This window comes from Pontibacter sp. LHS2 (assembly GCF_058932845.1).
Map to the genome: position 1 here is coordinate 615,053 of NZ_JBZYWG010000003.1, position 22,434 is coordinate 637,486.

A 22,434-nucleotide genomic window follows, 5' to 3' on the forward strand; every position below is an offset into this window, starting at 1 on the left:
GAAAGGGTAATACGCAAATATAACAAGTTTTCTGAATCAGGGTTTGCTGAATGGTTAAATTGCTAACTGGCTGAATAGTTAGATGGTTAAATGGGTTGATGCATGCCCTCATCATAAAAAAAGCCCCACCAATTGGCGGGGCCTTTCCAAAAAAATCTCAATCTATGTTAAAATCTTAAGCCAACAGAAGCCAGGAAGTTTCGAGTGGCCTGCGGGTAGTAGAAGTTCTCGGTTGTCAGCTCCCCTCCTGCTTTGTAGCTGTAGGTATAGCCATTGGCGGCATAGCGTTCGTTGAAGATGTTGTTCACCAGCAGACCAAGCTCCAGGCCTTTCAGCACACCTGTAAAACCAGTCGTGTAACGCAGGCGCAGGTCACCTACCTGGTAGGCAGGTATAATACGATCTTCATTCTGGGTGTTGTCCAGATACTGCTTGCTTACTGTTTTGTAGATGAAGGCAGTTTTCAATCCTTTTAGCACTTCCACTTCCAGCTGCGTAGCCGATACAAAATCCGGAGAGAAGGCAATAGTGGCATCACGATAAGTGTTCATCACCTGGCCACCATCATCATAATCATCAATATACTCTTCAAAGTCGCGCAGCTTGTTCTGGCTGTAGCTCAGGTTGCTGCTCAGGCTTGCAAAACCACTCAAACGTAATGCTCCGGCCAACTCTATACCTTGGCGGTAGCTGCGGTCAATGTTCGTACGGGTATAGGCTCCCACATCGTTGATCTCACCGGTAAGCACCAGCTGGTTTTTATAATCCATCAAGAAGTAGTTTGCCTCCACATTGGCGCTGAGTGTACGCCCTGCCAGTTCGCCCAAGCCAAGCTGACCACGGTAGCCTGCTTCCAGGTTGCGCAATGTCTCGTGCTTCGGACGGCTGTCGGCGGTAGACTCCGTGAAGTCTTTGCGAACCGGCTCCCGGTTGCCGATGGCATAAGAAGCATACAGCTGATGTCCGGGCTTTAGTTCATAGCTTATACCTGCTTTCGGGTTGTAAAAGGTATAATCCACCTCCTGCTCAAGGTTCTCAAAATTATTATCGATGCCCTCGAAGGTATATCGGATGGTGCGCACCTGCATGTCACCAAACAGACTCAGCTGATCCGTTAGGCTATAAGTGAGTTTTCCGAAGATGTTGAAATCATCCTTAACGGCATTGTTGTCGTAGTAGCGGTCACGGATGTTGGATGTCGAGGCAAAACGAGCCCAGATCACTTCCCCAAAGTGGTCGCCATCGTATCTGTTGATGGCACCGCCTAGTGTAGCGCTCAACCTGGAGGACGGATCATACTGGAACGCATAAGTGGCACCAAAGAAGTGGTTGTCGAGCCAGCGACGGCGAATCAGGTCAGTACGGCTAATGGTCTGATCACCGATCTGTACATTGGGCAAGCCATAATTGGAAAGTCGGTCGTTGTTTCGGAATTGCTCGTAATAGCCACGTCCATAGGTATAGTGCAGGGCTCCGGAAAAAGTCAACTCCGGCGAGAAGTCATGCGACAGGTGCAGTTGGTAGTGGTCCTGCTGGTAGTTGTCGGTTTCGTTGTCGTAGGTATAGTAGTTATACCGGCGGCCAGCAGTGCGCAGGTTTTCCAGATCGCTGCCCGTGATGCCATTGCGGTCGATATAGGCCTGCAGGTCGGCTGCATTGCCATACACCAGCGCCTCTGGTGTGCCATACCAGGCCTGGTAGGTCTGCTCCTGACCCGAGAAGGTCACAAACTTCACTGTCGTCTTATCGCCATAGTAGCCACCTGAGAAGTACATGGATTTCAGATCAGAAAAGGCACGGTCGATGTAGCCGTCCGACTTGATGCGCGAAAGTCGACCGTCGAAGGCGAATTTACCGTTGATCAGGCCTGTTCCGAAGCGCACATTGTTCTTCCAGGTATTAAAGGAGCCGTAGCTGTTGTCAGTTTCGGCGTAGGCCTCGCGACGCACTTTCTGGGTCTGGATGTTGATGCTCGCTCCAAAGGCGCCCGCGCCGTTAGTGGACGTGCCCACACCGCGCTGCACCTGCATGTCTTCCACTGAGGAGGCAAAATCGGGCATGTTCACAAAGAAGGTACCGTGGCTTTCAGAGTCGTTGATAGGTATACCGTTCACAGTCACGTTGATGCGCGTGATATCGGAGCCACGGATGCGGATGCCGGTATAGCCTACACCTGCGCCTGCATCAGAGTTCACGACCACAGAGGGCGTTTGCTCCAGCAGGTATGGGAGGTCCTGCCCGAAGTTGCGCTCGGCTATCTCTTCGCGCGTCACGTTGGTAAAAGTGGTGCCGGTACGCTCATTGGCCCGGGTGGACGACACAAGCACCTCGCCTGTGCTCACACTGGCTGGTTGTAGCGCCATGTTCACGCTTGTGTCAACAATCAGCCTGATTTGTCTGCTGGCTTTGTTGTAGCCCAGATAAGAAACCTGCAGGGTATACTCGCCTTCCGGCAGATTTTGGAATTGGAAACGGCCATCCTGGCCAGATACGGTGACTTGGTTGCTGCCAGCCAGTACGACGGTGGCTCCCGCCAGCGCCTCGTTTTTGGCAGCATCAGTTACGTAGCCACTCAGTTGGAACTGAGCAAGCAGCTGCAATGGCAACAGTACAACTGCCATCACAATCAGTAATTTTTTCATTAGTGTGTAAAAAAAGAATAAGTTGAAACATACAGACCTGCCTGGGGCCGGCAGCCTGCTACATTGTTTCCCCGCGTTTTTCCCTTCGCCGGCATTACCCGGATCAGGTTCAATGGGTATGATCTCAGCCCGTTGTTATAAGGCACCCCTAAACTGCTGTAAAGGTATGGCTGATTTTCTGTGAAAACAAAACGGACCAGGGCAATTTATGGCTAACCCACTGTATCAAGTAGTTAAGTACAATTTTATTTTAACAAAAGCCGATAACCACATGCGGGTAAACTACGTTGAAAACAATACAAGGCACATTTTCAAGCACCCGCTCATACCAAGTAGGAATTGCCAGGAAAATAGGCCGGCTGAACCAATTTTAGAGTTTAAGAAGAAATGTGATGATGATCAGCTTACTGTATACTTTAGCACTGCTAACGATACTGGCATATTACGCTTTCGCTCCACGCAAAAAATTCAGAGGGTCTTCCTCTACTGATAATGATGACGATGGAGGCGAGCCACTAGGCGACGATCTGCCAGATCTGGACCTGCCACCCGGCATATCATTGCCCATCAATGATTATGAACCGCAATATGACCTGAGACGCATCAAGGTTCCCAAGTTTCCGGAACCTTCCCTGCAATGAAAACAAAAAGTCCCCTGCTCAACTAATTTGGCAAGGGACTTTTTGATTGAAGCTCTTTCAATTTGATTATAAGACTTCCAGAGTAAAGGTGCGCTCAAACACATGCTTGGGACTAAGCAGATTGATGCCCTCCTTTTTTTCGATTTCACCAGATTCCCCATCTCGTCCCGCTATACCGCACCAGGGCTCGATGCACACATACGGCGATGGCCCTGGCTTTGCCCAAATGCCCAGGTATGGAAAACCTTCGAACGTCATCTCGATACGCCGCTGGTTGGTGCGGCTTCCCAATGAAAGCTTATCAGAATTCAGGTTCTTGAACACCAGGGCATCTTTGTCAAAATAGCTGTGCTTCAGAGGCAGTACCCGATCATGCTCCAGTACTTTTTCTGTGTCGCCACTCTGCAGGCCATCATCTGTCAGCAGGTAACGATGCAACGTTTCCTCTTTCTCAAATTCTATAAAGTAGTCTTCGTAGCGTTCTCCACCATAAAGCGGCACATTGAAACCCGGATGACCGCCAATGGAAAAATACATGCCTTTGCTGTCACGGTTGAGCACCTGGTAGGTTACCGACAACTTGTTATTCTCTAGCTTATAAGCGATCAGGAGCCTGAACTTGCAGGGGTATACCTGATAAGTCTCTTCGTCGTCATCAAGTTCAAAAACCAACTTATCTTCCTCCTGCTCTATCAGTTTGAACTCTTTGTGCCGTGCAAAACCATGGCGCTTCAGTGCGAAAATCTCGTCTTCGTAGGTATAGGTACCTTCAGGCAGCTCTCCCACAATTGGGAATAAGTTGGGAGCATGACTGCCCCAGATCGCCGGATCGGCCTGCCAGATAAGTTCCAGCTGCTCATCCAACTTGATGAAATGCTGCAACTCGGCGCCTTTGCTTTCGACACCCACTTTAAAATTATAATTCTGCAAATAGTATAGCATGGCAAGGTATTGTTTTAGGTATGTTACCGGAGCACGGCATCGATGTACTCGATCGCCTTCTCGAAGCGGTCTTCGTGCTGTCCGCTTATCTCCAGAAAGGGTACCTGCAGCGCTTCCAGTTCCCGTTTGTACCACTCATAAAAATATTGGCGCAAGTGCGGATGCTCCCGCTGCGGATCAGGCTCCCACGGCAAATCAACGCCCATCAGGAGGTAAAGGTTATAATCCTGCTCCCTTAGTTTTTGCAGCACCCAATTAGGGCACTGCCCAAAGGCATGCTCGCTCCATATTTTGATCACCAATAGGTCGGTATCTGCGAAGAGGATGCAATTGGCTTGTGCCTGCACCTGCGCCTCCAAAGCCAACTGGCCTTTTGCAATTTCCTCGAGGTCTTGCAAGGTATAAGGTCTGTCCAGGTCTTCGATGTAAGTGCGCGCATACTCTGGCACCCACACGGTGTTATAATGCGCGGCCAACTGCTGCGACAGCGTAGATTTACCCGTAGACTCAGGCCCTGTGATGGCGACTTTCAGCATACCGCAAAGGTAGGGCAATTATGCTGAAAGTCGCCATCACAGGGCCTGCCATAAAAAAACTGCCGCCAGCAGGATTGATCCCACCGGCGGCAGCCTTATTTAACAGCCTCCTACTGTTATTCTTTCTTAAGTAGTTTAACCGTTTTTGAACCAGAGTCACTCACCATACGGGCGATGTACAGACCTTCTGGCAGTCCGCTACCATCCACTACCACGGTGTTCACCATACCAGCTTTCGCCTCACCAGACTTGAGCTCTCTTACCAGCGCACCGCGCATGTCATAGAGTCGCATGCTGAAGTTCTCGTCGCGGGCCACTGTGAACTCGATCACCGCTTTGTCAAAGAACGGAGTTGGGTAAGCGCGGAGTTGGTTACGCTCTGCAAGATCGAGGCCTTGGAGGGTATTGGTTGTTATTGTTTCAAGGTTTGTCGCCCGTGAGCCTCCGAGTGGACAGCCTGCGTTGTTCAGGTCATCTAACCTATCAGCTTCTTCTCCTTCAGTGGCATTGGTAAAAGCTGCATTTACCCGTGCAATAACATCATCATCAGTTAAAACATCATCATTTTCATCTTGGTAATTTACAGCTGAACTGCATGCATTCAATAGAGCAGCTACTCCTTGGCGGGCAAGGTTAAACTCTCCTCCACCTCCAAGATTCAGTGCTTGTAACAGAGTTAGGTTATCAGGCAATTCGGAATCTTCAGGCACATCAAATACATCTCTAAATAGAGTTTGTGTAGTATATTCACTACACCATCTATCCGTATGATTTTTCCAGTAGCCAAGGGTACAACCTTGAGCAACACCACAAGTTGGAGCGATTGAAACCATAACCGATTCTACATCATAGCATTTAGTTTCAGGATCATAAATTTTAATCCAATATGTCCCACTTATCATAACGAGAGGATTTATCCCTTCTCCTTCTTCGTTTCCATCTCCTACTCCAGGTGCAGAAGCCCAGAAAGTAACAATTAAACCTGTGCGATCTTCTGGACTGATAATCGCATCTCTAAGATCTATCGAAACATTAGGACCACAAGCAGCTCCAGGATCATCAACCACTAGGACTGGACTAACAAAGATTTTAACCTCAATTTCTTCCTCGCCCTCACAGCCATTTACATCCCTTACCACCACTCTATAGGTCCCCGCTATCGTTACTTCGATATTGTCAGAGTTTAAAGGATCATCATTTTCGTCGGTTATCACATTGTTTGCAGGATCATACCAGGTATAGCTATACGCTCCACTACCGCCTGATGGAGTAGCAGTTAATGTAGTAGGGCCATCGCACTCTGGATCTGCTTCTAAACTGACGGTAGGGTTTTCCCATACTTCAACGGTAATTTCGTTCTCCCCTTTGCAGCCATATTTATCCGTCACAACCACTTTATAAGTGCCTGCCACTGATACTTCGATGTAATCTTGGTCAGTGGGCACATCTATCACATTACCATTAACATCATACCAGGTATAGCTAAATGGAGCGCTCCCCCCTTCGGTCACTGAAGCAGTAATTTTGGTGTCCTGATCGCACTCCGGATCTGCATCTAAACTAACTATTGGTACATTATCAGATGGACACAGCAATATATCACCTTTACGATTCCCATCTACATAGCTTTCATTAATTCGCGAGAGAACTTCATTAATTTCAGATGGTGTATAGTCTGTTGAACAACCTCCTAGCACATCATTTGCTATAGCGAGTACCTCTGCAACTGTTAACAAGTTATCGCCAAACAAACTCACATTAACATAAGCATTAGCGAGGTTAGCTGTCTCATACATTGCATCTTCCATTGCAATAGATATCGTTAATGCCACAGCCTGCCCTGCTAAAACGTTTTCATATACAAGACACCCATTTTTTTTCTCACTTGCGTTGGTAGGATTAGTATAGCTTTTATCTAATACTATAGGTGTGCTGCCTGAAGGAAGAAATCTATTTACAGCTTCTGCTGAGTTTAATGTTATTGTTTTGTTACCACAGCCTACAACTATAGAGCCTATTTCGCTAAAATAAGTTTTAAGATCCTGCGCTGGATTATTTCCCTTTGGAGTTGCTCCCCAACCACCCATTGTTTGGGTTCTTAAGCCTTCGCAAGGAGCTTTACATTCTGGCTCGGTACTTCCATTAGCATAAGAGTAAATACTTACTGACAAGAACATTGTAACGAGCACCATAACATACCGCCATAGCCCTAGTAGCTTGTTCTTCGAGCGAACATCCGTTGCTCTACCCGTGTAATTGTTGAAATTTTCCATAAGTGTAAAATTTTTGGTTGTTAGAATGTATTTTGACTTGTAATTGAAAGCTTAAGAAATGGCAAAGCAGTGCCTATCCGGTGATTGTGCGCTCATCGGGAAAAAGCCTCTGAATACAGCAGAGGCTTATGTAGCAGAGTGGCTACTTAGAAAAATAAATAGATTACTAAGGGCCAGGCCGTGAGAGACAAGGCAATTGAAAGTATGCGTTTTGCATAGTTGGATAGTTTTAATGACGCATGATCTTAACTCTGGAATCAGATTTTGGTGAGATGGGTGCGATCACCAATGGCTTACGAACAAGCAAAGAAGCTGGGAGACAGTCTATTATATAGCATATACATACATTGAATATATCCGTTATAAACTTTAACTTTAAACTAATATACTATGAATACTTAAAAAAATAGATGGATTTTTCTAATTTAAAGTTTAAGAAGCTTAGCGATGGGTAAACAGATATAATTGATGTGTGAGTAATAAAGCATAGAAAAAAACGTAACAATACGCCATATAAATATTTAGTGTATACTATATAGTTATTATCAATTTATAGAGATATATACTCACATTTAAGTGTCATCATTAACTCTGGGCAGCCACAGCTACCCACTTTGGAAAAGTGAAACAGGTAGTATGTAAAATCAGCATTAAGAATGTTCCTGAATCTTAATGAATGAATCATTAAAATAGACTGAAAGAAACAACAAAAGGGGCTGCATTATTTAAAATGCAGCCCCTTTTTAATACTTTTGTCAAGAAAATTTTCTCTAATTCTCAGTGAAGCTATAATCATAAAAATTATAGACCTCCACTTCTTTTGGGTGCCTATCACCATGCTGACAGAGCAGCAGGCGCTTGGGGCTTTCGTCAGGAGACTCATACCCCCACTTCATACGGTTCTCGTATTTAAGCTCATCCGGCAATTCAATCTTGTGGTTCTTCATACATAGTGTCATTGTAGCGTGGAACATAGGTACTCGCATACTTTGGCGCACTAAAATTCAACGATTGCCTCAGTTACACTCATGTACGGCACATACCATGCCATGACTGCATAAGATAGAAACATAAAACAGGACATTTCTAATAATCATTTTGTAACATGGGCTATAGTCTTCTTTTCCATGTCGCGCTTCCAGTCCAGATACCCTATAGTGGCCAGAATCAGGAAGACAAAATACAGGAAAGCTGTCAGGTATAGCTCCTTATAGGTATAGACTCCCACATACACTATGTCCACTGCCAGCCATACCAGCCAGTTTTCGAGGCGCTTTTTAGCCATCATCCAGTAGGCCATCAAACTCACAGCTGTGGTGGCCGAGTCGGTATAGGAAAGATCCGCATCAGTGTAATTGTCCAGGAAATAACCCAGCCCCCCTGTAAAGGCCACCACCAGCGCAATCAGCACCCATAATTCCCGCTGCCCTACGTTGGTAACTTTTCGCTCAGTATGCCCCTTGCCACCATAGAGCCATTCATACCAACCGTAGAAACTCGTGATGATATAAAAGGCGTTCAGTCCCATATCGGCATAGAGGCGGGCATCGTAAAACACAAATACGTAAGCCGTCACGCTGACAACGCTGATAGGCCAGGTCCAGATATGCTGACGGGCCGCCAGCCATACCCCGGCTATACCTGTGATCACGCCTATTACTTCAACCAGGCTCATGGCCTGCAAAGCCTCTATTATGTTAGTGTAAAAATCTGTCATCTATACCTGTGCAAGCCCATGCTTTAGGCTAATTTGTTGCTAAGTTTGTAAAACGAAATCAAAACGCCAAAGCTTAAGGTATAGCACAGACAGCAGCTCTATTATGATGGATGAGATCACAGCGCAGGAACTGAAAGAGAGACTTGGACGCAGCGCCGACCTACAGATCGTAGATGTGCGTGAACCAGAGGAGTTTGAAATCTGCAACCTCGGAGGCGAGCTTATACCTTTGGGCGAATTACCGAAGCAAGTGAACCGTATCCGGCGGGATATCCCTGTCGTTATGGTTTGCCACCATGGCTTCCGAAGCGCACAGGCCATTCATTACCTCATGCAGCGCCTTGGCTATGACAACCTCCTTAACCTCAAAGGCGGCATCCATGCCTGGGCAACGCAGGTCGACCCAAGTATGCGGACATACTAGGTATACAGCACCTTGCCCAGTCTTTGGTAAAAGTTCGCTCCATGCATTATTTCTTATCCTTTAATCCTGAGCCTACCTTTATCATAAGAACCTCCTGGTAGCCTGCCTGCGAACAGGTCAGAATAATTTTCTCACTCCCCTTGCTATATTATCCGGATTAATTTATGTAATTTTACGCGGCAAATAAGGACCCTTAATTTATTTGCCATGATCTCCGATCAATCCAAGATAGTTTTCGAAGCACTCACCTACGATGACGTGCTTCTGCTCCCGGCCTACTCCGAGGTGCTCCCCCACAACACTGACACTTCCACACAGCTTACACGCAATATTCGCATCAACATACCGCTGCTTTCCGCCGCTATGGACACCGTAACCGAGGCTGAACTCGCGATCGCCATGGCACAGGAAGGAGGCATCGGCATTATCCATAAGAACATGTCGATCAAGGCGCAGGCTGAGCAGGTTCGCAAAGTGAAACGTTCTGAAAGCGGTATGATCCTCGACCCGATCACACTAGAGGAAGATGCTACGCTAGGCGATGCGGTGCGCATCATGTCAGAAAATAAAATTGGCGGTATACCGATCACCAATGGCCACGGCAAGCTCACCGGTATCCTGACCAACCGCGACCTGCGTTTCGAGAAGGACCTTACTCAGGCTGTGAGAGCCGTGATGACAACCGAAAACCTAATTACGGCTGCCAAAGGAACTGACCTGGCAAAAGCCGAAGACATCCTGCAGCAGTATAAGATTGAGAAATTGCCTGTCGTGGATGACGAGGGCAACCTCGTGGGTCTGATCACTTACAAAGACATCCTTAAGAAAAAAGACCGCCCGTTCGCCTGCAAAGATGAGTTCGGCCGTCTGCGTGTAGGTGCCGCTGTAGGCGTGACACCAGACGTGATGGATCGCATTAAGGCACTGGTAGAAGCGGGTGTAGACGTAATAAGCGTGGACACTGCTCACGGTCACTCCAAAGGCGTGCTTGATGTGGTACGCAAGATCAAAGAAAACTTCCCTAAACTAGATGTAATAGCTGGTAACGTAGCTACTGCTGATGGCGCTAAAGCCCTGGCTGATGCGGGTGCCGATGCTGTGAAAGTAGGCGTAGGTCCGGGCAGTATCTGCACCACTCGCGTGATCGCAGGTATAGGTGTACCGCAGCTAACGGCTGTCATGGAAGCGGCTCGCGGCCTGCAAGGCACTGGCGTACCTGTTATTGCCGATGGTGGTATCAAGTTCTCAGGTGACGTGGTGAAAGCTTTGGCTGGAGGTGCAAGCACAGTCATGATTGGTTCCCTGCTGGCTGGTACAGAAGAGGCGCCGGGTGAGATGATCATCTATGAGGGCCGCAAGTTCAAGACGTACCGTGGCATGGGCTCTATCGAGGCGATGGAAGAAGGTTCTAAGGATCGCTACTTCCAGGGCAACGAAAAAGATAGCAAGAAACTAGTACCGGAAGGTATAGTGGGCCGTGTGGCTTACAAAGGCATGGTATCGGAAGTAATCTATCAGTTGGTAGGCGGCATCCGCGCAGGTATGGGCTACTGCGGCACACCTTCTATACCTGACCTACAGGAAGCCAAGATGGTAAAAATAACAGGGGCTGGCCTGCGTGAGAGCCATCCGCACGATGTACACATTATGCGTGAGGCACCAAACTATAGCCGCTAACAATTTCATATTACTGCTCTGAAAGAAGTAGGTTGGCCTTTTGCTAACCTACTTCTTCTTTTTTACGTTATGCAAGTTGTTCTTAAAAAAACTCACCCAGACAACTTGGCCAAAGAGCAAAAATTTTTCTTACCTTACAAACTGATAAAGTCTCGGGCAAGCCATTTTCTGTCGCCAATAAATCTAAGCACGGTTTTCCGTTTTATGCTTTATAGAACCAACGCAAAATCTCTATTTATTACTTCGGCACTTGTCAGCTGGTCACTCCTGCTGGCCAATGTGCTGTTGGCGGCAGAGAGCATGCGGCAGGCAGATACCAATGGACTGGATTTGCCTTTTGTCAACAACTTTCTGATTGTCGTATTCATCGTATCCGTTTTTGGCTACCAGCGCATGAGCGCTGAAAATCTAAAAGGGATCGACTTCATTGGCTACCTTTGGGACATATTTGCCAAAGGAGGTATAGCCGCCTACCTCAGCATTGCGCTGTATATGGTATATCGTGTGGTGACCAACTATTCTAACGTACAGTCGCCGCTGCTGCTGCACATGGTCTACCAGGTTAACTTTGGCTTGCTGGTGCTGTTTCTGGCGAAGGCCTTTTATGTGTGGCGCCAGCTGATACTCTACCATAAGAACAAGTTCATCCAGATCGCCTGGGACTGGTATGAGATCCTGCTCTTTGCCACACTGCTACTCACGCTACTCAACTTTAATTACAGCAGTCTGATCTTCATGCCTTTGCTGGCGCTTATCGGGCTTTATACCTTGTTTCTGAGCACCAACCTGAAGTGGGTCGCCTACCTGACTTTCAACAAAAAAGGCCGCTCTCTTATTTTGCTGGCAGCCATTCTGCTGGCCTGCTATATTTTTGCTGATTTCTTTTACGACTTTGCTGACAGCCCGCTGCTGGTGATCGACTACTCTGATGTAGGTTTCCTGCTGTTGACGATGTTCTTTGTAGCGCTGTATACCTTGGCTGCTTTTCTGGTAGCGCTGTTCAGCCTGCCCACCTCCAGCGTGTTTGAGCAGAAAAGTGAAGACCTGCTCAACTTTCAGCGCCTGAGCCAGTCCATACAACAGGGACAAAGTGAGAAGCAGGTATACGATATGCTTTTCGAAAGCACCGTGAAGGCAGCCGATGCCAGCGCCGCCTGGCTCGAGATATTTAAGGGTGAAAAGAGAGATGAAGTAGAGCTGTGCCATCAGCTCACCATAGAGGAAGAGCAGATCAAGCGGATACGCCACTTGTTGCTGGCCTACAACATCCAGCACATTGACTATATTAACAACAACCTAGACCGTAACCCCGGCTTCCGGGACCTCACGCTGCCCTGGAAGTCATTGATTATTCTGCCCATCAAGTCCAAGAAGCACCTCTTTGGGGTGCTATACCTGCTGAAGGACATTGAGCAGGGTTTTGACAGGGAAACGGTAAACGTACTGCGTACCTTTACCAACCAGACCATCCTCACCATCGAGAACCTGCGCCTTGTAAGCGAGTCGTTGCAAAACGAACGATATAAAGAGGAGCTCAAGATTGCTTCGGTAGTACAGGAAAGCCTCATACCTAAAAACTTTCCGAGCGATAGCTGGTTTGAAATAGCGACGCACTCCAAGGCTGCCAAAGAAGTTGGCGGCGACTTTTATGATTTCCTCCAGCTGAGCGAGTCCCGTATTGCCATTATTATAGGCGACGTGTCAGGCAAAGGTATTTCGGCGGCTTTCCATATGGCGCAGATGAAAGGGATTTTCCATGGCTTGATGCAGCAGGATATGCCCCCGAGCGAATTTATGAAACAGGCAAATAATGCCCTGAGCCGCTGCCTCGAGAAAACTTCTTTTATTACTTCTGCGCTATATATCATTGATTATCGCATGAAGGGCTTTATGTTTGCCAGAGCGGGACACTGCCATACCCTGTATTACAACTCCATGATGGATGATACCTTCTATTTTCAGACGGATGGACTGGGACTTGGCATCATTCGTGATAAGAGTTACAACAACCATGTGCGGGAGATGTACTACGACTACAACCCTACTGACGTGATGGTTATTTACACGGATGGCATAGTGGAGGCCCGCAGCCCCACCAACGATGAGTACGGAGAGGACAGGTTGCGCTACATGCTCACCCAAACCTACCATCTGGAGGCCGAGGATATCAAATGCGCTATTATTAACGACCTGGAGGATTTTACCGGTCCAACAGAAAATCTATACGATGACCAGACCTTGCTTGTCATCAAGTTTAAGCCGACTCAACCTAGTGAATAGTTATACGTAAAGGATGCCGATGAAAATTACTAACCAAATCAAAGACACGACAATCATCATCACCCTGGATGGTGAACTGGACGCAAGCTCATCAGTAATGCTCGATGAAGCGCTTTCAGACCCCGAGATCATGACATACAGCAAGATCCTGGTAGACTGCAAAGACCTGAACTATATCTCGTCTGCAGGCCTCGGGGTATTCATTTCGCACCTGCAGCGTTTTGAAGATGCACAGATCAAACTCATATTTTACAACATGCAGGACAAAGTGCGCAACGTATTCGAAATTCTGGGCCTTGACCTGCTCATGACCATCGTTTCGGATTACGAAGAAGCCATGACCATTGCTGATGAATAATAAGATTACAGTTAGCTGTACTAAAAAAAATCTTAAGCAAATACGGGACTTCGTCACGGAGTATCTGGCAGGCTATAAACTGACGGATATACTGATGAACCAGATCGTATTGGCTGTGGATGAGATATGCGCCAACCTCATCATCCATGCCAATCAGGAGGACCCGTCCAAAAACATTTCCCTCTCCATCGCGGAGAAGGCAGGCATGCTCAAGTTCGAGATCATCGACAATGGGGTGGCTTTCCGCCGCTCTGAGTACAAAGAGCCTAATATTGAGGAGCACATCCGTGTCGGTAAGAAAGGGGGCGTCGGCATCGCACTCGTTAACCGCATCATGGATCGTGTGGAGTTCGAGTCGAATGCGAGACAGAACACCTGCTTGCTCTACAAAAAAATTAAATAGGGCTGAGCTGCACACTTTTAGCGTCCCTTGTCCGTTATCCGGAACGAAATCGCATGCAATAGGATTATAGTGGTACTTTTTGACTAATCTGTCAGAAAAATTAACTAAAATTGCATGATCTGACCTCGTCAGGACAAAACCAAGCGTTAGTTTATCATCTATTTATGCGCAGCAATCAACTACTTGTTGCGGCAGCGGCCCTGCTAATGGCTGGCTGTACCGCAACCAAGAAGAATGACAAGCAGGAACCTATCATTGCGACCATTGGCTCCCAACCTGTTTACACATCGGAATTTAAGTATGTGTATGAGAAGAACAACGGGGGCAATGAAGACGCCTATACTCGCCAGAGTGTAAGCGAATACCTCGACCTTTATACCCGTTTCAAGCTTAAAGTAATGGAAGGTGAAAGCCGTGGGCTGGATACCACCGCTGCTTTTAAGCGTGAGTTGGAGGGCTATAAAGAGCAATTAGCCCAACCTTACCTCACTGAAAAAAGTGTAACCGACCAGCTGGTGCAGGAGGCTTATGAGCGCCTGAAACAGGAGGTAAACGCGTCGCACATCCTGCTGGGGCTTCCTAACGACCCTAGCCCACAGGATACACTTGCTGCCTACAACCAGGCGCTGGAGTTGCGTAAGCGACTAGAGGCTGGTGAGGCTTTCGAAAAGTTGGCCCGTGAATTTTCACAGGACCCATCAGCTACCGAAAACGGCGGCAACCTGGGTTATTTTACAGCCATGCAGATGGTTTACCGCTTCGAGGACGCTGCCTACAAAACACCGGTTGGCCAGATCTCGATGCCGGTTCGTTCCCGTTTCGGTTATCACCTGATCAAAGTACACGACAAGCGCACTGCACAGGGCGAAGTGAAGGTAGCCCACATCATGGTGCGTGCCACGCCGGGCATGCCGAAGGCAGACTCGCTGGCAGCCAAGCAGCGCATTGACGCCATTTACAAGCGTGTACAGCGCAACGAGAACTGGGACCGCCTGGCCGCTGAGTTTTCAGAGGATGCCAATTCTGCCGCTAACGGTGGCGAGCTGCCATGGTTCGGCACAGGCCGCATGATTCCTTCTTTCGAGGAAGTGGCCTTTGGTCTGAAGAAAGAAGGCGAAGTAGCCTCTCCTGTGCTGACACCTTACGGCTGGCACATCATCAAGCTGATTGGCAAGCAATCGCTTCCTTCGTTTGAAGAAATGGAGCAGAACCTGCGCAACAAGATCGCCAAAGACTCCCGTTCTGAATTAAACAAAGCAGCTTTCCTAAAGCGCATCAAGACGGAAAACAACTTCACGGAAGACGCTACTGTAAAAGCTACTGCCCTGAACAAAGCGACCGATGCCCTGATGCAAGGCAAGTGGGAGTATGATGCCGCTGACAAAACCTTAAAAAGCACACTGTTCACGATACAGGGCAAGCCTTATACCGTGGCTGACTTCTATACCTATGTGAAGGCTGAGCAGCGCCCACGTATGGCTGGCACTCCGCAGCACCACATGAGCTCAATGTACGACAACTTTGTACAGAAGAGCCTGCTGGCCTATGAGCGTGCTAACCTGGAAAATAAATACCCGGACTATCGCATGCTGGTGCGCGAGTACCACGACGGCATCCTGTTGTTCCAGTTGATGGACGAGAAGGTTTGGTCAAAAGCAGTGGAGGATAGTGTTGGTTTGAAAGCCTACTTTGATCAGAACCGCGATAAGTACCAGTGGAAAGAACGCGCGCAAGCGACTGTGATCAGCGCTGCCAATGCGGAGCTACTCACAAAGGCACAGCAGCAGCTGAGCGTACGCCGCTATGAGGTACGCAATGGCAAACCAGCCGATGTTTCCTTTGAAACCAACAGTGCTACGCCGGACCAGGCAAATATAGCCCGCCTAAATGAACTGGCAGACCGCTTGAGCAATAACCCGAATCTGAAGCTGGAAGTGAATGGTCACGCTGATGCTCGTGAGGCAACCGGTAAACGCGACCTTTCTGCAGAGCGTGCTCAGGCAGTAGCAGCATACCTGACAGCCCGTGGTGTGGCAGCAGATCAGCTTAGTATCAAAGCGCTGGGCAAAACCAAGCAGGCCGCCGCTGACAATACTGAAACCGGTCGCCGTCGTAACAGACGCGTATCGTTCACACTTTACTCTCCTGAGCTGAGCGTGCTGGCTGAAAACCTAAATGCCGGCAATCCGCTGGGCGTGCAGATCACAGAGAAGCGATTCCAGAAAGGAGAGAACAAAGCCGTTGACGCTGTGACATGGGAAAAAGGCACTTACAACACCGAGCTGAACGGCCGCCAGTACCTGGTGATCGTGCACGATGTGCTGGCCCCTGCGCCAAAGCAACTCGCTGAGGTAAGAGGTCAGGTAACAGCCGACTACCAGAACTACCTCGACGAACAGTGGGTAAAGCAACTGCAAGAAAAGAACCCGGTTAGCGTTAACCAGACAGAGGTCGATAAAATCATCAGAAAATAAAGCGGGTCCGCAACGAGAGAACCGATAGAAGCCAACATGCATAACACAATCCCTAAAACGAAAACCCTGGCCCTGCTACTGCTTTGCCTGATCACGGCCTTCACAGCGACGGCACAAGCACCTACCCAGAAGAAACTGGACGGCATCATAGCCAAGGTAGACAACCACGTGATCCTGCGCTCGGAGCTCGAGTTCAGCTACCTGCAGTACCTGGCACAGAACAAGCAGCAGCCCAGCGCGCAAACAGAGCCATTGAAGTGTGAGATACTCAAGTCTATGGTACAGGAAAAGCTCTTGCTAGCCCGTGCTGAGATTGACTCTGTCGTAGTGGAAGAAGCTGCTGTAACTGGTGAACTGAACCGCAGAATTGATTACCTGGCCTCGCAAGTAGGTGGCACGGAGCGTCTGGAGCAGTACTACAACAAGAGCGTGAAGCAACTGCGCGACGAACTGCGCCGCTCTGTACGCAACCAGATGGTATCCGAAAAGATGCAGCGTGAGATCACTGAGAAAGTGACTGTCACTCCAAAAGAAGTGCGCCGCTACTTTAACCAGATTCCTGCAGACAGCTTGCCTTACTTCTCCAGCGAAGTACAGTTGAGCCACATCGTGAAATATGCAGAGGTAAGCCGCCAGCAGAAGCAGGCTGCCCGTCAGAAACTGGAAGCACTGCGCGCACGTATTGTGGCCGGTGAAGATTTTGCAACACTTGCCCGTGAATTCTCTGAAGACCCGGGTTCAGCTGCAGCAGGCGGAGAGCTTGGTTTCTTCAAGAAAAAAGAACTCGTACCAGAGTATGAAGCTGCAGCGATGCGCCTGGAGCCAGGCCAGATGTCTAATGTAGTGGAGTCGATGTTCGGTTTTCACCTGATCCAATTGATCGAGCGCAAGGGTCAGGAGTTTAACTCCCGTCACATCCTCATCAAGCCTGCGACTGCCCGCGTAGATGTGCAGGACGCCATTGCCGCCCTGGACAGCGTACGTACTCTGATCGTGAACGACAGCATCAGTTTTGCAAAGGCTGCCAAAGATTTTTCGGACGACAAGAATACCAAGGACAACGGTGGTACCCTGATGAGCCGTATGACAGGAAGCTCTTACATCCCGATGGATGAAGTGGAACCGAGCATATTCTTCGTGATCGACACTATGAAAGTTGGTGACGTTTCTAAGCCGGTGACGTTTACCACTCCTGACGGTAGAGAAGCAGCCCGTATCATCCAGCTTCGTTACAAATCGTCTCCTCACATGGCCAACCTGCGCGATGACTATCAGAAAATAGCCGCCGCTGCTTTGGCCCAGAAAAGAGACAAAGCGGTGGATGAGTGGTTCCGAAAAAACATTGACACCGTATTCATTGAGATCGATCCGGATTACGAACAATGCAAAGTGCTTGAACTAACGCAATAGCCCTATACATGAAGCAGTATACCTCTGACAAAGAAGCAGCCGACGCGCTGTACCGTGCCTACCAGGACCTCACTTCCGAAATATCAAAAGTTATTGTAGGACAGGAGGAGGTCGTGCGCCTGGTGCTCACCGCCGTTTTTTGTCAGGGGCACTGCCTCTTAGTAGGTGTTCCCGGCCTAGCCAAAACACTTCTCATCCAAACCATCGCCTCATCGCTCGACATGTCCTTCAGCCGGGTGCAGTTCACGCCCGACCTGATGCCGAGTGATATTGTAGGAGCCGAGACGCTGGACAAAGACCGTAACTTTAATTTCGTAACGGGACCTATCTTCGCCAACATCATTCTGGCCGACGAGATAAACCGCACGCCTCCCAAAACCCAGGCAGCTTTGTTGGAGGCTATGCAGGAGTATGCTGTGACCGTAGCCGGTAAGCGCTACGAGCTGCCGCGCCCTTTCTTTGTGCTGGCCACCCAAAATCCAATTGAGCAGGAAGGTACCTATCCCCTGCCAGAAGCACAGCTTGACCGCTTCATGTTCAATATCACCCTGGGTTACCCGAGCTACGAGTCGGAGCTGCAGATCGTGAAGAATACAACCGGCGCCGCTCGTGTAGCACTCGACAAGATCCTGCATGCCGATGACATCATGGCGTTCCAACAGTTGGTGCGCCGCGTACCAGTGGTGGACAATGTGGTAGAGTATGCCGTGAAGCTGGTACACAAAACCCGCCCTCATACAGCGATGGGATCTGAAAAGGCCAGCCAATACCTGGAGTGGGGTGCAGGACCGAGAGCCTCACAGCACTTGATTATCGGGGCGAAATGCAACGCCTTGCTCAATGGCAAATACTCTCCTGATATAGAAGATGTTCAAGCTGTTGCACTACCCATTCTGCGTCACCGTATTGTGCGCAACTTCAAGGCAGAGGCTGAGGGCATCACGGTAGAGCAACTGATCAAGGAGCTGTTGTAACTGGTTATTGTTGACAAGTACTCAGGTATAGCTTCAGCTAGCTGAGGCTAAAACCAGAGAAATGCCCTGTTCATTTTTCAGACACACAGGAGCTTCAACAAATTAGCTATCGAACAGCTTATCCAACTAACAATTAACAACCAGCAATCAACAATTCACCAAACAATTTAGCAATCTAAGCTTATTGGTGTAATTTTGCGCCTGTACTGATTTTTGACACATTACCCTGAAACTTATGGAAGCGGCAGCGCTATACGTTCGCTTTAAAGAAAACCTGGCCACAATCATTGGAGCCCTGAACAGCAAACTGGAGGTTCGCTCCATGCCTTATAATGTATCTATTCCATTGGAGGTAGACCTGCTGGCTGATATTCTACACTTGCATGGCCTCGAATTCAAGTCAGAAACAGCAGGTGTTGCTCGTCTGGAGGACTTCACCCGTTGGTTTGAGCAGAACGAGAACGCAGTGATGGACACCCTGCAGCGTGTCATGGAAGAGAAGCGAGCTTACATGAAAACGGCTGGTGGCGTGGTACTGCAGAAAGAAATGCTGATCCGCAGACTGGAGTATTTCAACGAAACGGCTCATACCCTGCAGGTGATGATGCGCCAGCAGCAACTCAATAGCCCGAAGCACTTCAAGTACCCTTTCCTGCTGAATCAATAGTCAACGGCTATACCTGATAAACAAGAAGCGCCCGCAGTCTTATACCTGCGGGCGCTTCTTGTTTATACCTGGGAGAGTCTATTTATTCCGGATAGAGGTATGCCCCTCCTTAGAGTGTTCCAGGTCAAGCTCGCCTTTCGGCTCTTTTTTCATACTGGAATCCGCCTCCTCTCCTACTGGCCCTTTTGCAACCGTGATGCCGCCATCCACCATGTAGAGCGCCCCCGTTACATACGAAGCTTCGTCTGAGGCCAGGAAGCAGTAAACGTTGGCCACCTCTTCCGGGCTGCCTCGTCGTCCCATGGGCGTCGCCGCCTTCATGGTCTTCACCATTTTGCCATCCATGGGGCCGGTACTCTTATGGGTCCAGGCTGTATCGATTGGTCCCGGCCCCACAATGTTGACCCGCACACCGAACTGCGCTTGCTCTACAGCCAGTCCTTTCATAAAGGCATGAATAAAACCTTTGGTGCCACCGTAAGGCGTGTTCTGTGCTATACCTATCACACCGGCCTCTGATCCCGCCGACACAATGTTACCTTTCGTCTTGTGCAGTTCTGGCAGAGCGGCCTTGCTCATGGCAAACGCCGACTTGATATTATTTTTGATCATGTAGTCCAGTGCTTCCTCAGAGTAGTCCTGCAGCAGATTCACCTCCGGAAACACACCTGCATTGTTGACCAGGATGTCGAGCTGCCCATACTCTTTCTTGGCTAGCTCAACGCACTCTTTCGCATTGGCTGCGGTCGAGATATCGCCTGTATAGGCAATTGCTTCTCCGCCCTCCTTTGTAATTTCCTTTACGACATTTTCCACGGGATCTTCCGGGAAGCCCGCCACTACAATGCGAGCCCCTTCCTGCGCAAATTTCTTGCAAATTGCCTCTCCTATACCTGTACTGCCGCCTGTTACAATAGCGACTTTGCCTTCTAATCTGTTTTTCATAGATAATGATTTAATTATGTGCACATACTTTGTATAAGCTTGTAACGGTCATCACCACTGATCGGTTAAGACTCGGCAGCGCAATGAAGATTATACTCACATTTTCAGCTGAATAGCGTATGACAGACAAAGCAGGAGAACCAATGCCGCATCTATTCCATTAAAACAAAACTATACCTATGAACTTTTTATACAATATCCTTCCAGATGCTTTTGATGAACAACTAGAGACAGATCACCTGGTGCTTAGACCTTATGCCGAAGGCGATGAGCAGGAGTTTATGCGCCTCATTCAGGAAGACACCGCAGCACTCAGTCCGGCCTTCACTGGCAGGGTAGCCCGTGTGCGTGCCCTGGAGGACGCCCGTATTCAGCTGGCCCAGCTACGCACCGACTGGGACAATCGCAAACAGTTTGACTTCGGTGTATGGTTGCGGGAAAGTAAGGCCTACATTGGCGATATCACCCTTAAGAACATAGACAGGTCCGTGCCGAAGGCAGAGGCCGCTTTATATTTCACAAACTGGCCGGATATGCTAGAGTTGGGGCAGGAGGCATTCAGGGCCGTTCTGCACTTCGCCTTTGAGGAGATAAAGCTGAACAAGGTATACCTGCGGTGTACACAGTATAATAATGTATGCGCACAGATTGCCGAAAGCTGCGGAATGATGAAGGAAGGTGTCCTGCGCAGCGACTTCAGAGGCGCTGACTCCGAAGAATTGCTGGACCTCAGCTACTACGGCATGACCCGTGACGATTACGAGCAGGCCACGCAACTGCAGGAGCGTGACTCCCAGGAAGCGATGTAATCAGCGCTACTTACGGGGCTTAGCCACAAAAAAATCAGTGTCGAATGTCAGGTATAGGGCATTTGAAAACTCCAGCTTCGGGTTGTCCAGGTCAAGCACCGGCTCCAGTCGGAGCGTCAGGTATAGATCCTCCATTACTTCAATATCCTTCATCAAGCGGAGTATCAGCAGTTGACGATCTTCCTGCACATAATCAGGGTCTTTGTAAGTCGTGGAAGCCGACTGAAACAGTTTCCCTCCTAGCTCCGTGATATACCCATCACCTTGCCAATAGCTAAGCATGACGTCCTGATACTTTGTATCTATACCTGCGTTGAGATAGATGGCAGCGCCTTTGGTGAAAGGTAACTGAAACGTGTTAGAATAGTCATTAAAGCCAAGCAGATAGTTTTTGGTATACACACGGTGAAATATTCGATGCGGTAGTTGACGCTCCAACTCTACACCTACTGCGGCATTCACGACGGTTAGCAGCGGCAACGGTGAGTTGTCGATCTGTCCGCCTTTGTGCTGCGCCGTAAACTGGATAGGTATAGCCAGTCGCAACGTATCGCCCTCCACCCTGCCGGGTCTGTTGAGCAGGCGTACGGCAGAGCTGATACCCCCAGCCACTTCTTCCCGCACCGGATCTGCCCGGTAGATCATCTTGCTCCAGTCCACCCAGGCATCCAGTTTCACGCGATGCGTATTTAGCAAAAACTGCAGTCCATTTTCCAGCCGGTCGTTGATCACACGTTCAAAATCATAGAGTGGCTCTACATAATTGTGACTGACATTGCCCTCTAACGTACCGAACACAAAGGCCCAGTTTTCCTGCTGCCATTTGACAGTGAAGGTAGGCTGAAAGTCCTGATAACCGGAGCTGCCAAAGTCCTTCCATAGAAAAGCGCCGGCATCAATACGGACCGAAGCGGACGGATAATAACTCACCCGTGGCATAAGATGGTAGCCAAACAAGGTATAGCCATCGGCTATCTTATTGAAGTACTCATTGTTTTTAGAAAAGCCAAAAGCATGCAACCCAATTCTAATCTGGTTAGCATTTTCAGGTTTTACAGGTATGGTCAGTTTAAGGGCATCGTTGTTAAGCTGGCTATAGGCTAAAGGGCTGTAAAGCACAGCAAACAGACATAATAAAAGCCTAAAATATCTCATAAAAAAGGGAGTAATATGGCACAAAAGCCTGACCGTTTATGTTGTAACAAGACGGCCATAATCAACTAAAATAATTAGCAAAATACCTGTTACTTTTTTTGCAAATT

Annotated in this window: 19 protein-coding genes and 1 riboswitch; of the genes, 11 read left to right on the plus strand and 8 right to left on the minus strand. The window is 48.6% G+C overall.

What is annotated here, in order from left to right:
* Window positions 1–167: 167 nt before the first annotated feature.
* Window positions 168–2,642 carry a TonB-dependent receptor gene (locus AC5FX6_RS15950; protein WP_493597978.1) on the minus strand — a complete coding sequence of 825 codons (2,475 nt, stop codon included), beginning with the start codon at window positions 2,640–2,642 and terminating at the stop codon, window positions 168–170.
* A gap of 62 nt (window positions 2,643–2,704) precedes the next feature.
* A riboswitch (TPP riboswitch) is annotated at window positions 2,705–2,802 on the minus strand.
* 232 nt (window positions 2,803–3,034) lie between these two features.
* On the opposite strand from AC5FX6_RS15950, the gene AC5FX6_RS15955 reads away from it, so the two are divergent.
* Window positions 3,035–3,283 (plus strand): hypothetical protein, encoded by a 249-nt coding sequence (locus AC5FX6_RS15955; protein WP_007654857.1) that lies wholly within the window; start codon window positions 3,035–3,037, stop codon window positions 3,281–3,283.
* Window positions 3,284–3,349: 66 nt separating this feature from the next.
* Here the strand turns inward: AC5FX6_RS15955 and AC5FX6_RS15960 are convergent, their stop codons facing one another.
* The 5 genes from AC5FX6_RS15960 to pnuC all read right to left on the minus strand — a co-directional run bounded on the left by AC5FX6_RS15960 (window position 3,350) and on the right by pnuC (window position 8,751).
* Complete coding sequence (locus tag AC5FX6_RS15960; RefSeq protein ID WP_493597979.1) at window positions 3,350–4,225, minus strand: aldose 1-epimerase family protein; 876 nt, start codon at window positions 4,223–4,225, stop codon at window positions 3,350–3,352.
* Window positions 4,226–4,248: 23 nt separating this feature from the next.
* Entirely contained in the window at window positions 4,249–4,761 is a 513-nt protein-coding gene (locus tag AC5FX6_RS15965) for an AAA family ATPase (protein WP_493597980.1), read from the minus strand.
* A 116-nt stretch (window positions 4,762–4,877) separates the two neighbouring features.
* Entirely contained in the window at window positions 4,878–7,034 is a 2,157-nt protein-coding gene (locus AC5FX6_RS15970) for a T9SS type A sorting domain-containing protein (protein WP_493597981.1), read from the minus strand.
* A 770-nt stretch (window positions 7,035–7,804) separates the two neighbouring features.
* A complete protein-coding gene (locus AC5FX6_RS15975; RefSeq protein WP_196114218.1) occupies window positions 7,805–7,981 on the minus strand; it encodes a hypothetical protein in 177 nt (58 codons plus the stop codon).
* 146 nt (window positions 7,982–8,127) lie between these two features.
* The gene (gene pnuC, locus AC5FX6_RS15980; protein WP_493597982.1) at window positions 8,128–8,751 is read right to left on the minus strand and encodes a nicotinamide riboside transporter PnuC; all 624 of its coding nucleotides are present in this window, start codon (window positions 8,749–8,751) and stop codon (window positions 8,128–8,130) included.
* Between the two features lie 103 nt (window positions 8,752–8,854).
* Here pnuC and AC5FX6_RS15985 point away from each other — a divergent pair, with 103 nt between their 5' ends.
* The 9 genes from AC5FX6_RS15985 (at window position 8,855) to AC5FX6_RS16025 (ending at window position 19,418) form a co-directional block, all read left to right on the plus strand.
* A complete protein-coding gene (locus tag AC5FX6_RS15985) occupies window positions 8,855–9,175 on the plus strand; it encodes a rhodanese-like domain-containing protein (RefSeq protein ID WP_493597983.1) in 321 nt (106 codons plus the stop codon).
* 207 nt (window positions 9,176–9,382) lie between these two features.
* On the plus strand, window positions 9,383–10,852 hold the full coding sequence (gene guaB / locus AC5FX6_RS15990; RefSeq protein ID WP_493597984.1) for an IMP dehydrogenase: 1,470 nt from the start codon (window positions 9,383–9,385) through the stop codon (window positions 10,850–10,852).
* Between the two features lie 204 nt (window positions 10,853–11,056).
* Window positions 11,057–13,132 carry a GAF domain-containing SpoIIE family protein phosphatase gene (locus tag AC5FX6_RS15995; RefSeq protein ID WP_493597985.1) on the plus strand — a complete coding sequence of 692 codons (2,076 nt, stop codon included), beginning with the start codon at window positions 11,057–11,059 and terminating at the stop codon, window positions 13,130–13,132.
* A 19-nt stretch (window positions 13,133–13,151) separates the two neighbouring features.
* Window positions 13,152–13,490, plus strand: coding sequence for an STAS domain-containing protein (locus tag AC5FX6_RS16000; RefSeq protein WP_040574303.1), 339 nt, complete (start codon window positions 13,152–13,154; stop codon window positions 13,488–13,490).
* Entirely contained in the window at window positions 13,483–13,893 is a 411-nt protein-coding gene (locus AC5FX6_RS16005; protein WP_493597986.1) for an ATP-binding protein, read from the plus strand. Before AC5FX6_RS16000 ends, AC5FX6_RS16005 begins: the two co-directional genes overlap by 8 nt.
* Window positions 13,894–14,057: 164 nt before the next feature.
* Window positions 14,058–16,367 (plus strand): peptidylprolyl isomerase, encoded by a 2,310-nt coding sequence (locus AC5FX6_RS16010; RefSeq protein WP_493597987.1) that lies wholly within the window; start codon window positions 14,058–14,060, stop codon window positions 16,365–16,367.
* Between the two features lie 36 nt (window positions 16,368–16,403).
* Window positions 16,404–17,777: a peptidylprolyl isomerase gene (locus AC5FX6_RS16015; protein WP_493597988.1), complete on the plus strand. Its 1,374-nt coding sequence runs from the start codon at window positions 16,404–16,406 to the stop codon at window positions 17,775–17,777.
* A gap of 8 nt (window positions 17,778–17,785) precedes the next feature.
* Complete coding sequence (locus tag AC5FX6_RS16020; RefSeq protein WP_493597989.1) at window positions 17,786–18,751, plus strand: AAA family ATPase; 966 nt, start codon at window positions 17,786–17,788, stop codon at window positions 18,749–18,751.
* 235 nt (window positions 18,752–18,986) lie between these two features.
* Window positions 18,987–19,418, plus strand: a complete 432-nt coding sequence (locus tag AC5FX6_RS16025) for a hypothetical protein (RefSeq protein ID WP_493597990.1) — start codon at window positions 18,987–18,989, stop codon at window positions 19,416–19,418.
* A 78-nt stretch (window positions 19,419–19,496) separates the two neighbouring features.
* Here the strand turns inward: AC5FX6_RS16025 and AC5FX6_RS16030 are convergent, their stop codons facing one another.
* Entirely contained in the window at window positions 19,497–20,363 is an 867-nt protein-coding gene (locus tag AC5FX6_RS16030) for an SDR family NAD(P)-dependent oxidoreductase (RefSeq protein WP_493597991.1), read from the minus strand.
* A gap of 179 nt (window positions 20,364–20,542) precedes the next feature.
* On the opposite strand from AC5FX6_RS16030, the gene AC5FX6_RS16035 reads away from it, so the two are divergent.
* Complete coding sequence (locus AC5FX6_RS16035) at window positions 20,543–21,172, plus strand: GNAT family N-acetyltransferase (RefSeq protein ID WP_493597992.1); 630 nt, start codon at window positions 20,543–20,545, stop codon at window positions 21,170–21,172.
* Window positions 21,173–21,178: 6 nt separating this feature from the next.
* On the opposite strand, the gene AC5FX6_RS16040 is transcribed toward AC5FX6_RS16035, so the two are convergent.
* The gene (locus AC5FX6_RS16040; protein ID WP_493597993.1) at window positions 21,179–22,327 is read right to left on the minus strand and encodes a lipid A deacylase; all 1,149 of its coding nucleotides are present in this window, start codon (window positions 22,325–22,327) and stop codon (window positions 21,179–21,181) included.
* Window positions 22,328–22,434 lie beyond the last annotated feature (107 nt).